Raw genomic sequence first — 307 nt, forward strand, 5'->3', positions numbered from 1 at the left:
GCAAACCGATTTTGTACATACCCGACTAACGCATAGTTTAGAGGTTAGCGTCGTTGGGCGTTCTTTAGGGCGTAAAGTAGGGCAAAAAATATTAGAAAGACATCCGCATTTGCAAAATGTTCATGGGTATCAAGCTAACGATTTTGGAGCGATAGTAGCCACGGCGGCCTTAGCGCATGATATTGGAAATCCGCCGTTTGGATACTCTGGCGAAAAATCTATAGGAGAGTTTTTTAAAACAGGTGCGGGCAAACAATATAAAGACCAATTAACCGACAAAGAATACCAAGACCTTTGCGATTTTGAA

At 42.0% G+C, this 307-nt stretch carries 1 protein-coding gene; it reads left to right on the forward strand.

Features of this window, described 5'->3' with window-relative positions:
- A partial coding sequence (locus tag EYD45_RS16605; protein WP_130965780.1) for an HD domain-containing protein occupies positions 1–307 on the forward strand: 307 nt, incomplete at both ends.

It is taken from the genome of Hyunsoonleella flava (genome assembly GCF_004310325.1).
GTDB lineage: Bacteria > Bacteroidota > Bacteroidia > Flavobacteriales > Flavobacteriaceae > Jejuia > Jejuia flava.